Origin of the sequence: Pseudomonas cremoricolorata, assembly GCF_000759535.1 — a bacterium.
GTDB classification, from domain to species: Bacteria; Pseudomonadota; Gammaproteobacteria; order Pseudomonadales; family Pseudomonadaceae; genus Aquipseudomonas; species Aquipseudomonas cremoricolorata_A.
The window spans coordinates 4004743-4016789 of the sequence record NZ_CP009455.1; the positions used below are offsets into that span (position 1 = coordinate 4004743).

The following is a 12047-nucleotide window of genomic DNA, read 5'->3' on the forward strand; positions in this document are numbered from 1 at the left end:
AGACCCACCTCATCGTGGCTCGAGCGCTTGGCGGTCGGCGTCGGCCTGGGTCTGATCCCAGCCGCCACCGAGCGCTGCAATCAGTTGCACGCTGGCGAGCAACCGACCTTGCAGCAGGTTGAGCACACTGCGCTCGTTGCTCAATGCCGTGGCCTGCACGTTGACCACGTCCAGATAGCCGATCAGCCCTGCCTTGTACTGGTTTTCGGTCAGGCGCAGCGATTGCCGTGCGGCGTCCAAGGCCTGCTGGCGGACCACAGCTTCGTCGCCGTACACCCTTAACTGCACGAGGTAGTTTTCCACCTCGCGAAAGCCATCGAGCACGGTTTGCCGGTATTGCGCGGCGGTCTGGTCATACACCGCCACGGTACGGTCGACCTCGGCGCTGCGCCGTCCGGCGTCGAACAGGGTCATGGCCAGCGACGGGCCGACCGACCAGAAGCGGTTGGGCAGCTCGATCCAGTTGCTGTAGCTGCTGCTGGAATAGCCGCCGCTCATGCTCAGGCTCAAGTCGGGGAAGTACGCTGCGCGGGCCACGCCAATGTTGGCGTTGGCGGCCATGACCCGGCGTTCGGCGGCGGCGATGTCGGGACGGCGCTCCAGCAGTTGCGAAGGCAGCTGCATAGGCACGCTCGGCAGCGCCGGAATCGCCGTACTCGGCGCCAGGGCGAAGTCCGCCGGCGCGCGCCCCAACAGCACGGCAATGGCATTTTCATACTGCGCACGCTGCCAGGCCAGGTCGATCAAGTCAGCTTCGGTGGTGTGCAGTTGGGTGCGGGCCTGGGCCACGGCATCAGGCCCGGAAATGCCGGCGCGGTACTGGTTTTCAGTCATGCGCAACGAGCGCTGGTAAGCCGCCACCGTGGCCTCGAGCAAGCGCTTCTGCGCATCGATGACGCGCAGTTGCAGGTAATTCTGCACCAGTTCCGATTGCAGGCTCAGGCGAATCGAGGCCAGCTCGGCGATGCTTGCCTCGGCGCTGGCCTGGTTGGCGTTGAGCGTCTCGCGCAGCTTGCCCCACAGATCGACTTCCCAACTCACGCCCAATTGCGCGTTGTAGGTATTGCGGATGCCGCTGCTGTTGTTCGACAGGCTCGAGCTGCTGCTGCCGGTGCCCTGGGACGAGCGGGTCTTGCCGACGCTCAGATCCAGGCTCGGGAACAGCGCGCCGCGGCTGCTGCGCACCAATGCCGTAGCCTGACGGTACTGCGCCTCGTACTGGGCCACGGTCTGGTTGCTGCGGTTGAGGGTGTCGACCAGCTGGTTGAGCTGGGCGTCATCGTACAGCTCCCACCAGTGCCCGCGCTGGACGTGGTCGGCCGGGCGTGCCTGGGTCCAGCCTTCGGCATGCTTGAACTGCAGCGGCGTGGCCAGCACCGGACGCTGGTAGTCGGGGCTCAGGCTACAGGCGCTGAGCAAGACCACGCACAGCCCGGCGCCGAGCACGCGCGAGCCGCGGCCGTCACCCAGGCGCTTGAGCAGGCGATGAAGTGGAGTGGTGGCGAAGGTCATAGCGGGGTTTCCAGAGCAGCGTCGGTGCGCACACCGCGCCAACGGTTGAATCGATGGCGCAGGCGGTCGAGGGCGAGGTACACCACCGGCGTCGTGTACAGGGTCAGGACCTGGCTGAAGACCAGGCCGCCAATGATGGTCAGGCCCAGCGGCTGGCGCATTTCCGCGCCCTCGGCGGTGCTCAGCAGCAACGGCAAGGCGCCGAGCATCGCCGCCAGGGTGGTCATCAGGATCGGCCGCAGGCGCAGCAGGCAGGCGCGGCGGATCGACTCCTCCGGCGACAGTCCTTCGTGACGCTCGAACTGCAAGGCCAGGTCGATCATCAGGATGGCGTTCTTCTTCACCACGCCGATCAGCAGGAACAGGCCGAGCAAAGAGATCAGGCTGAACTCGCCGCCGGTCAGGTACAGCGCCAGCAATGCGCCAACCCCGGCCGACGGCAAGGTCGAGAGGATGGTCAGTGGATGAATGTAGCTCTCGTAGAGCACGCCCAGCACCAGGTACACCAGCAGCAGCGCGCCGAGAATCATGAACGGCTGGCCTTCCTGGGTCTTGGCGAAGGCATCTGCGGTGCCGCCGAGCTTGGCGATCACCGATTCGGGCAGGCCCAGCTTGGCCACCGCCCGCTCCACCGCCGCCAGGGCCTGGTCGGGGCTGTAGCCTTCGGCCACATCGAAGGCGATGTCTTCGGAGGCGAACTGGTCTTCGTGGCTGACGCGGTCGTTGGCCAGGGTGTTTTCGTAGCGGGCGATGGTCGACAGCGGCACCCGCGCACCCGCGGCGGTAATCACCTGCACCTGCTCGAGGGTACTTGGGTCCCAGGCGTAGCGCGGGTTGATCTCCAGCACCACCTGGTACTGGTTGAGGGCGTCGTAGATGGTCGAGATCTGCCGCTGGCTGTAGGCGTTGTTGAGTACCGTGGTGACCATGTCCATGTCGATGCCCAGGCGCTTGGCCTGGTCGCGGTCGACCACCAGCGTCACCTGCTGGGTGCCGGCGCCGTCACGGGCATCGATGGCGGTCAGTTCTGGCAGTGCGCGCAGCGCCGTGGTGACCTTCGGGAACCACTCGCGCAGCGCTACGAGGTCGCCGCTTTGCAAGGTGTAGAGGTATTGCGACGAGCTCTGGTCGCGCCCGCCACCGCCCAGTTGCAGGTCCTGGTCGGCCATCAGGTACAGACGCCCGCCGGGCACCTTGGGCAGTTCCTTGCGCAAACGTTCGATGACCTTCTGCGCATCGACCTTGCGCTCGGCGATCGGCTTCAAACGCACCAGCACCATGGCGTTGTTGGTGCCGCTGTTGCCGCCGATGAAGCCGGCCACGCTCTGCACCGCAGGATCGGCCAGCAACGCTCGGCGATAGGCTTCCATCTTCGGCTGCATGACGGTGAACGACAGCCCGTCGTCGCCGCGGATAAAACCCATCAACTGGCCGGTGTCCTGCTGCGGCATCAGCGTCTTGGGCACGATCACGTACAGTGCGACGTTGAGCACGATAGTCGCCAGCAGGCTGAGCAGGGTCAGTTTCGGATGGCGCAGCACCCAGCCCAGGCTACGGTCGTAGCCGGCGACCATGCGCGCATGCTGGCGGTCGCTCCAGCGTTGCAGGCGGTTGCGCTGCGCCTCGTGGGGCTTGAGCCAGCGCGCGCAGAGCATCGGCGTGAGGGTCAGCGACACCAGCAGCGAGACCAGAATGGCCGCCGCCAGGGTGACCGAGAACTCCATGAACAGCCCGCGCACGATACCGCCCATGAACAGGATCGAGACGAACACCGCCACCAGCGAGACGTTCATCGAGAGCAAGGTGAAGCCGACTTCCTTGGCCCCGAGGAAAGCCGCCTGCAGCGGCTTTTCGCCGTTCTCGATGTGCCGGGAAATATTCTCGAGCACGACGATGGCGTCATCCACCACCAGCCCGGTGGCCAGGATCAACGCCATCAGCGACAGGTTGTTCAGCGAGAAACCGCACAGGTACATCACTGCGAAGGTGCCGACCAGCGACACCGGCACCGCCAGGCTCGGAATCAATGAGGCGCGCAGGTTGCCGAGGAACAGATAGACCACCAGAATCACCAGCGCCACGGCGATCAGCAAAGTGTGCTCGGCTTCCTGCAAAGTGGCCTTGATCACCGGCGAGCGGTCCATGGCGACGTTCAGTTGCACACTGGCCGGCAGCAGCGACTGCAACGCGGGCAATTGCTGCTTGATCTGCTCGACGGTCTCGATGATGTTGGCGCCGGTCTGCCGGTTGACCACCAGCAGCACCGCCGCACGGTCGTTGAAAAAACCACTGTTGTAGCGGTTTTCCACCCCATCGCTGACCGTGGCGACATCGGACAAACGCAGAATCGCCCCGTCCTTCTGGCGAATCACCAGCGACTCGTAATCCTTGGCCATGCCCAGCTGGTCGTTGGCCCGCACCTGCCAGTTACGCTCGGCATCCTCGACGAAGCCCATGGGCCGGCGCTGGTTGGCGTTGGACACCGCAGTGCGCACCTCATCCAGCGCCAGGCCGTACTGGTTGAGCAATTGCGGCTCGAGGGTGATGCGCACCGCTGGCAGCGAGCTGCCGCCGATCTGCACTTCGCCAACGCCACTGACCTGGGCCAGGCTCTGCGACAGGATGGTGTCGGCCAGGTCGTACAACTGGCCCTTCTGCAACACGTCGGAGGTCAGCGAGAGCACCATGATCGGCGCCTGCGACGGGTTGATCTTCTTGTAGGTGGGCATGCTGCGCATACCGCTGGGCAGCAGGTTGCGCGCTGCGTTGATGGCCGCCTGTACCTCGCGGGCGGCAGCGTTGATGTCGCGGCCCTGGTCGAAGCCGATGATCACCCGGGTCGAGCCCTGGTTGGAATTGCTGGTCAGGGTGCTGACCCCGGCGATGCTGCCCAGCTTGCGCTCCAGCGGCGTGGCGACGGTGGCGGCCATCACCTCGGGGCTGGCCCCAGGCAGGTTGGCCTGGACCACGATCACCGGGAAATCCAGCTGCGGCAGCGGCGACACCGGCAACAGACCAAAGCTCACCCCGCCGAGCAGCATGATCGCCAGACTCAGCAGCAGCGTCGCCACCGGGCGACGAATGAACGGCGCCGAGAGGTTCATGCGTCAGCCTGCTGCGCTGCCGTACGCCGCCGCCAGCGCTGCGCCAGACGGTCGAAGTACAGGTAGATCACGGGCGTGGTGAACAGCGTCAGTACCTGACTGACCAGCAGCCCGCCGACCATCACCAAGCCCAGCGGCTGGCGCAGCTCGGCCCCCGAACCACTGGCGAGCATCAGCGGTATGGCGCCGAACAGCGCCGCCAGGGTGGTCATCAGAATCGGCCGGAAGCGCAGCAGCGCCGCCTGGTAGATCGCCTCGCGCGGCGCCATGCCCTGGTTGCGTTCGGCCTCCAGGGCGAAGTCGATCATCATGATCGCGTTCTTCTTGACGATGCCGATCAGCAGAATGATGCCGATGATGGCGATCATGCCCAGATCATTGCCGCTGAGCAGCAGCGCGAGCAAAGCGCCCACCGCAGCCGAAGGCAGGGTCGAGAGGATCGTCACCGGATGGATGTAGCTCTCGTAGAGCACGCCCAGCACGATGTACATGGTCACCACGGCGGCCAGAATCAGCAGCAAGGTGCTCGACAGCGAGGCCTGGAACGCCTCGGCAGCGCCTTGGAAGCGGGTCTGCACGCCAATCGGCAGGCCGATTTGCTGCTCGACCTCGCCGATCACTTTCACCGCCTCGCCCAGCGATACGCCGTCAGCCAGGTTGAACGACATCATCACCGCCGGGAACTGGCCGATGTGGGAAATCGCCAGCGCCGCCTGGCGCTGCTCGACCTGGGCCAGCGCAGAAAGGCGCACTTGCCCGCCATCGGCCGCCTTGACGTGAATCGAGTCGAGCGCCTGCAGGCCGCCGCTGCTGGCATTCTGTGCCTGCAACACCACGCGGTACTGGCTGGCCTGGGTGTAGATGGTGGAAATCTGCCGCTGACCGAACGCGTCATACAGCGCGCTGGTGATCTGCGCGGCGGTGATGCCCAGGCGGCTGGCCTTGTCGCGGTCGATGTTGAGGTACACCTGCAAGCCCTGGTCCTGCAGGTCGCTGGCGACGTCGGTGAGTTCGGCGCGCTGTTGCAGGGCCTGGACCAGCTTGCCGCTCCATTGCGCGAGCATCTCGGCATCGGGTGACGACAGACTGAACTGGTACTGGGTGCGGCTGACCCGGTCTTCGATGGACAGGTCCTGCACCGGCTGCATGTACAGGCGAATGCCGACCAGCTTGTCCAGCTTGGGTTGCAGGCGGTTGATCACCGCTGCGGCGGTGTCGTCGCGCTCGGCGTGGGGCTTGAGGTTGATCAGCAGGCGACCGCTGTTGAGCGTGGCGTTGTCGCCGTCCACGCCAATGTAGGACGACAGGCTTTGTACCGCCGGGTCTTGCAGGATCAGCCGGCTCAGCGCCTGCTGGCGTTCGCTCATGGCGGCGAACGAGGTGGCCTGGGGCGCTTCGGAGATGCCCTGGATGACCCCGGTGTCCTGCACCGGGAAGAAGCCCTTGGGCACCATCAGGTACAGCACCACGGTGAGCACCAGGCTGCCGATGGCCACCAGCAAGGTGAGCGGCTGGTGACGCAGCACCCAGGTCAGGGCACTGGAATACCGCGCGATCAGCCAGTCGATCCACGCCCCGCTGGCGCGGTAGAAGCGGCCCTGCTCGTGTTCCTTGGGCTCGGGCTTGAGCAGCCGCGCGCACATCATCGGCGTCAAGGTCAGCGATACCACCAGGGAAATCAGGATCGCCACCGCCAGGGTGATGGCGAACTCGCGGAACAGCCGCCCGACCACATCGGCCATGAACAATAGCGGAATCAGCACGGCGATCAGCGACAGGGTCAGCGAAACCAGGGTGAAGCCGATCTGCCGAGCGCCCTTGAGCGCCGCTTGCAGCGGCGTCTCGCCCTCCTCCAGATGCCGGGAGATGTTTTCCAGCATGACGATCGCGTCGTCGACCACGAAGCCAGTGGCGATGGTCAGCGCCATCAGGGTCAGGTTGTTGATCGAAAAACCCGCCAGGTACATCACCCCGAAGGTGCCGATCAGCGACAGCGGCACGGCAATCGAAGGAATGATCGTCGCGCTGACCCGGCGCAGGAACACGAAGGTGACCATCACCACCAGCACGATGGCGATCAACAGCTCGTGCTGCACATCGGTGACCGCCGCGCGGATGGTCTGAGTGCGGTCAGTGAGTACGCTGACATCCAGCCCGGCGGGCAGGTTATCGGTGATCGATGGCAGCATCGCCTTGATGCGGTCGACCACTTCGATGACGTTGGCCCCTGGCTGGCGCTGGATGTTCAGCAGCACCGCCTGATTCTCGTTGGCCCAGGCGGCGAGACGTTCGTTTTCCGCGCCGTCGACGATTTCGGCGACGTCCTTCAGGCGCAGTGGCGCACCGTTGTTGTAGGTGAGGATGAGGTTGGCGTATTCCTCGGGCGAGCGCAGCTGGTCGTTGGCATCGAGCATCGATACCCGTGTCGGGCCGTCGAAGTTGCCCTTGGGCTGGTTGACGTTGGAAGCACCGACCAGGGTGCGCACATCCTCAAGGTTCAGCCCGGCTGCGGCCAGGGCTTCGACATTGACCTTGATGCGCACCGCTTGGCGCTGGCCGCCGGCGATGCTGACCATGCCCACGCCGCTGATCTGGGCGATTTTCTGCGCCACGCGGGTGTCGACCAGGTCGTTGAGCTTGGGCAGAGGCAGGGTCTTGGAAGAAATCGCCAGGGTCAGCACCGGGGTGTCGGCCGGGTTGACCTTGTTGTACACCGGCGGCGCTGGCAGGTCGCTGGGCAACAGGTTGCTGGCAGCGTTGATGGCGGCCTGCACCTGCTGTTCGGCGACGTCCATGTTGACGTCCAGGCTGAAGCGCAGGGTCAGCACCGAAGCCCCGCCCGAGCTGGTCGAGGCCATCTGGGTAAGGCCCGGCATCTGCCCGAACTGACGTTCCAGGGGCGCGGTGACGGCGCTGGTCATCACCTGCGGGCTGGCGCCGGGGTACAAGGTCATGACGCGGATGGTCGGGTAATCGACCTGCGGCAGGGCCGAGACCGGCAACAGCTTGTAGGCGATCAACCCGGCAAGGACGATCGCCAGCATGCTCAGCGTGGTGGCGACCGGGCGCAGGATGAACAGGCGCGAGAGGTTCATGCACCGGCCTTCGCTGCATCGGCCGGCTGCGCCGCGCTGTCGCTGTCCTTGCCTTGCAGTTGCTGGCCTGGGCCTGCTGGCACCTGCGAGCTGTCTTCGACCACTTCCACCACCGTGCCTTCACGCAGGCGGTCGGTGCCTTCGAGCACCAGCCGGTCGCCTGCCGCCAGGCCATCGAGAATCACGCTCTGCTCGCCATCGCTGGGGCCGACCTTGAGCGGGCGCACGCTGATCTTGTTATCTGCATTGACCACGTAGGCGAAGGTGCCGTCGGTGCCGAACTGAATGGCCGCAGCCGGGGCCACCACCACCTGCTTGAGGGTATCGGCGAGCAGGCGGACGTTGACGAACTGGTTGGGGAACAGCGCCTGGTCACGGTTTTCGAAGCGTGCCTTGAACTTCAGGGTGCCGGTGCTGGTGTCGATCTGGTTATCGGGGCTGGCCAGTACGCCGGTGGCCTGCTGCTTGGATTCGGCGCGGTCCCAGGCCTCGACCGGCAGGCTGGCGCCAGTGCGGTAGCGCTCAAGCACCGTGGCCAGTTCGGTTTCCGGCAAGGTGAAGGCGACATTGATCGGCTGGGTCTGGGTGATCACGGCGATCGCTGCGGTGTCATTGGCCGCCACCAGGTTGCCCAGATCGAGCTGACGCAGGCCGACGCGGCCGCTGATGGGCGCGCGGATCTGGGTGAATTCAAGGTTCAGGCGGGCATCGCTGACGGCGGCCTGATTGGTCTTGATCAGGCCCTGAAATTGCGCGAGCTGCGCTTCGGCGGTGTCGAGGGTCTGTTTGGCGATGCTGTCTTCCTGGTACAGGCCTTTGTAGCGGGCGACATCGATCTGGGCATTTTTCAGTTGCGCCTGGTTCTGCGCCAGGGTGCCTTCGGCCTGCTGCAAGGCGATGCGGTAGCTACGCGGGTCGATCTCGGCGAGCAGATCACCGGCCTTGACCTGCTGGCCTTCCTGGAAATGAATCTTCACCAGCTCGCCGGACACCCGACTGCGCACGTTCACCGTGTTGGTGGCGGTGACCGTACCCAGGGCCTTGTAATAAAGCGGGAAGTCTTGCTTGCGCGCCGGTTCGACACGCACCGGTACGGCCTCTGCCGAGCCGCCAAAGCCTGGCCGGCCCCCGGCCTTGGGCGCCTTGTCCGCCTCGGCAGGCCACAGCCACCAGGCCAGCACGGCCACCAGTAGCAGGATCAGCAGGCCGATGAGCCAGCGACGAGGGGAGCGGGAGACGGGAGCTTGCATGGGTTGAACAGACCTTGTTCGAGAGACAGCAGTGTCGGGAGGTGTGAACGATAAGCATTGCGAGGGGTTTAGCAAAGGCCCTTTACAGCGCCTTTACCCACGCCAGACGCAATTGGCGCTGGGCACTTTAAATAAAAACGGCCTGGAATGGCTTCCAGGCCGTCTTGGTGCGCTACCTGATGTGTCGGCAAACCCTGGGGGCCTGCCCTGCCCGGCTTACTTCAGGACAGCCAGCGCCGCGTCGTAGTTCGGCTCGCTGCCGACTTCGGCGACCAGTTCGCTGTGCAGCACTTTATCGTGCTCATCGAGCACTACCACCGCGCGCGCAGCCAGGCCGGCCAGCGGCCCCTCGGCAATGGCGACGCCGTAGTTTTCCAGGAACTCGGCGCCACGCAGGGTCGAGAGGTTCTTGACGTTTTCCAGACCTTCAGCACCGCAGAAGCGCGCCTGGGCGAACGGCAGATCGGCGGACACGCAGAGAATCACGGTGTTGGCCACGTCGTTGGCCTGGGCATTGAACTTGCGTACCGAGGTGGCGCAGGTCGGGGTATCGACGCTTGGGAAGATGTTCAGCACTTTGCGCTTGCCGGCGAAATCAGCCAGCGACACGTCCGCCAGACCTTCACCGACCAGCTTGAACGCAGGTGCCTGGGCACCGACCTGAGGCAGTTCGCCGTTGACCTGGACCGGGTTGCCTTTGAGGGTGACTTGAGCCATGGAACGGGTTCCTTTTGCACAGTTGAAGAGGACGAGGAGTTAAGCATGAAGCCAGGCGGGTGCCTATGGGCGGGGGTGAAATTGTTGCGGGGAGTGTGGACAGGCCGTCGCGGCTTCAGCCGCGAACAATTATTGCCTGCCCACTCAAAAAGCCAGCTTTCAGCTCACCAACCCGTACACCACCGAGGTCAACGCCACCAGCCCCACCAGGGTGACGAACACATTGGACATCGCCCCGCTGTACTTGCGCATCGACGGCACGCGGCGGATGGCGTACATCGGCATGAGGAACAGCAGCACGGCGATGATCGGCCCGCCGAACGATTCGATCATGCTCAGGATGCTTGGGTTGAGCGTGGCGACGATCCAGCACACCACCAGCATCAGGCCGGCGACCACGCGGTCGAGGGTCTTCTCGCCGGTGCGCACGCCAGCTTTGGTCAGCATGCCCTTGAGGCCCTCGCTGGCCCCGATGTAGTGACCGAGGAACGACTTGGCGATGGCGACAAAGGCGATCAGCGGCGCGACGAAGCGGATGATCGGGTTTTCCAGGTGGTTGGCCAGGTACGACAGAATCGACAGGTTCTGTGCCTTGGCTTCGGCCAGTTGAGCGGTGTCGAGGGTCAGCACGCAGCTGAAGACGAAGAACAGCACCATCGCCACCATCAGCAGGTGCGCGCGCATCAGCACCTGGCCGCTGCGCTCGTCGGCGTGCTCACCATAGCGGCGCTTCTGGTCGACGGCGAAGGCCGAGATGATCGGCGAGTGGTTGAATGAAAACACCATCACCGGAATCGCCAGCCACACGGTGTGCAGGAAGGCCGAGCCGCTGGGCAACTGATGCGCGGTGTCGAGGATGCCGCCGGTCCAGTGCGGAATCAGGTACAGGCCCAGCAGCGCCAGGGCGACGATGAAGGGGTAGACCAGCAGGCTCATGACCTTGACCGTGGCCGCCTCACCGCAGCGCACGATGGCCAGCAGGCCAAGAATCAGCACGAACGCCAGCAGCGCGCGGGGCGGGGGCTGCATGTGCAACTGGTGCTCCATCACGCTGGCGACGGTGTTGGTCAGCGCCACGCTGTAGATCAGCAGAATGGGGAAGATGGCGAAGAAATACAGCACGGTGATGACAGCGCCCGCGGTGAGGCCGAAATGTTCCTCCACCACCTCGGTAATGTCGCCGCCGCGCCCGGACAGCACGAAGCGGGTCAGGCCGCGGTGGGCGAAGTAGGTCATCGGCAGCGCCAGCAGCGACAGGATCAGCAGCGGCCAGAAGCCACCGAGACCGGCATTGATGGGTAGAAACAGGGTGCCGGCACCGATGGCGGTGCCGAACAGGCCGAGCATCCAGGTGGTGTCCTGACGGGACCAACTGGCCAGCTCTGTAGGGGTCGATTGGTATTGTTGTTCAACGCTTGGGGCCTGCTCATTCATTCCGGGTGCAACTCCACTCGCAAGACTGCAACAGGCTGAGCATGGCGAAACACGGGGGTCGCGCCAGCCCAACCGAAAAAGAGGGGCGCGATTGTGCACCCATTGGGGGCGCTTGCGAAGCCCTCTCCGAGCAGCGGTTGCACCTTTAGCCACCGGTCGCACCAAGTCCCAGGAAGGCACTCAAGTTTAGGGCCGTGTGATGCGCTGGGTTACACTGGCGACCCTTTCAGCCGTCAACATACGACCATGATCCAGTCCGATCTCGACCTGTTCGGCGGCCAGACCCAGCGCCTGGCGAGCCACACCGTGCTGCTGCCGGGCCTGGTTCTGGAGCGCGTCGAGAGCCTGCTCGACGTCCTGCGCCCAGTGCTGCGCGCCGCGCCTTTTCGGCACATGAGCACCCCGGGCGGCCAGGCCATTGGCGTGCCCGTGAGCAATTGCGGAACGCTTGGCTGGATCAGCGATGCACGTGGCTACCGCTACACCGAGCACGACCCGCTGACCGGCGCGCCCTGGCCGGCGCTGCCAGCGCTGCTGGTGGAAGTGGCTGCGCAAGCGGCCCTGGCGGCAGGCTTCGAGCACTTCCTGGCCGACACCTGCCTGATCAACCACTACCTGCCCGGCACCCGGCTGTCGCTGCATCAGGATCGCAACGAGCGCGATTTCAGTCAGCCCATCGTGTCGATTTCCCTGGGCCTGCCGGCGGTGTTCCTGCTCGGCGGTCACGCGCGCAACGAGGCCACGCAGCGGGTGCCGCTGAACCATGGCGATGTGCTGGTGTGGGGCGGCGAAGACCGTCTGCGGTTCCATGGCGTGCTGCCGATCAAGCCAGGTGAGCACCCGCGCATGGGCGCTCGGCGCATCAACCTGACCCTGCGCAAGGCGCGCTGAACGGCGCGGGCTGTGACAACCGACGCGCGCACCATTATGCTGCG

General features: G+C 65.0%; 7 protein-coding genes. 1 reads left to right on the forward strand and 6 read right to left on the reverse strand.

What is annotated here, in order from left to right:
• Nucleotides 1–9: 9 nt before the first annotated feature.
• The 6 genes from LK03_RS18170 to LK03_RS18195 all read right to left on the reverse strand — a co-directional run bounded on the left by LK03_RS18170 (nucleotide 10) and on the right by LK03_RS18195 (nucleotide 11112).
• Nucleotides 10–1512: an efflux transporter outer membrane subunit gene (locus LK03_RS18170; protein WP_038413855.1), complete on the reverse strand. Its 1503-nt coding sequence runs from the start codon at nucleotides 1510–1512 to the stop codon at nucleotides 10–12.
• A complete protein-coding gene (locus tag LK03_RS18175) occupies nucleotides 1509–4616 on the reverse strand; it encodes an efflux RND transporter permease subunit (RefSeq protein WP_038413857.1) in 3108 nt (1035 codons plus the stop codon). Before LK03_RS18175 ends, LK03_RS18170 begins: the two co-directional genes overlap by 4 nt.
• On the reverse strand, nucleotides 4613–7711 hold the full coding sequence (locus tag LK03_RS18180; protein WP_038413859.1) for an MdtB/MuxB family multidrug efflux RND transporter permease subunit: 3099 nt from the start codon (nucleotides 7709–7711) through the stop codon (nucleotides 4613–4615). Before LK03_RS18180 ends, LK03_RS18175 begins: the two co-directional genes overlap by 4 nt.
• Nucleotides 7708–8961, reverse strand: coding sequence for an MdtA/MuxA family multidrug efflux RND transporter periplasmic adaptor subunit (locus LK03_RS18185; RefSeq protein WP_038413861.1), 1254 nt, complete (start codon nucleotides 8959–8961; stop codon nucleotides 7708–7710). The genes LK03_RS18180 and LK03_RS18185 overlap by 4 nt, the downstream gene beginning before the upstream one ends.
• 216 nt (nucleotides 8962–9177) lie before the next feature.
• Entirely contained in the window at nucleotides 9178–9678 is a 501-nt protein-coding gene (gene tpx / locus LK03_RS18190; RefSeq protein WP_038413863.1) for a thiol peroxidase, read from the reverse strand.
• 159 nt (nucleotides 9679–9837) lie between these two features.
• Nucleotides 9838–11112 carry an aromatic amino acid transport family protein gene (locus tag LK03_RS18195; protein WP_038413865.1) on the reverse strand — a complete coding sequence of 425 codons (1275 nt, stop codon included), beginning with the start codon at nucleotides 11110–11112 and terminating at the stop codon, nucleotides 9838–9840.
• Between the two features lie 246 nt (nucleotides 11113–11358).
• Between LK03_RS18195 and alkB the strand changes: the two genes are divergently transcribed.
• Entirely contained in the window at nucleotides 11359–12003 is a 645-nt protein-coding gene (gene alkB / locus LK03_RS18200; protein ID WP_038413867.1) for a DNA oxidative demethylase AlkB, read from the forward strand.
• Nucleotides 12004–12047 lie beyond the last annotated feature (44 nt).

What these genes read in the sequence shown, in the direction of transcription:
- LK03_RS18170 (WP_038413855.1), bottom strand. Translation starts at nt 1,512, where the DNA reads ATGACCTTCGCCACCACTCCACTTCATCGCCTGCTCAAGCGCCTGGGT.
- LK03_RS18175 (WP_038413857.1), bottom strand. Translation starts at nt 4,616, where the DNA reads ATGAACCTCTCGGCGCCGTTCATTCGTCGCCCGGTGGCGACGCTGCTG.
- LK03_RS18180 (WP_038413859.1), bottom strand. Translation starts at nt 7,711, where the DNA reads ATGAACCTCTCGCGCCTGTTCATCCTGCGCCCGGTCGCCACCACGCTG.
- LK03_RS18185 (WP_038413861.1), bottom strand. Translation starts at nt 8,961, where the DNA reads ATGCAAGCTCCCGTCTCCCGCTCCCCTCGTCGCTGGCTCATCGGCCTG.
- tpx (WP_038413863.1), bottom strand. Translation starts at nt 9,678, where the DNA reads ATGGCTCAAGTCACCCTCAAAGGCAACCCGGTCCAGGTCAACGGCGAA.
- LK03_RS18195 (WP_038413865.1), bottom strand. Translation starts at nt 11,112, where the DNA reads ATGAATGAGCAGGCCCCAAGCGTTGAACAACAATACCAATCGACCCCT.
- alkB (WP_038413867.1), top strand. Translation starts at nt 11,359, where the DNA reads ATGATCCAGTCCGATCTCGACCTGTTCGGCGGCCAGACCCAGCGCCTG.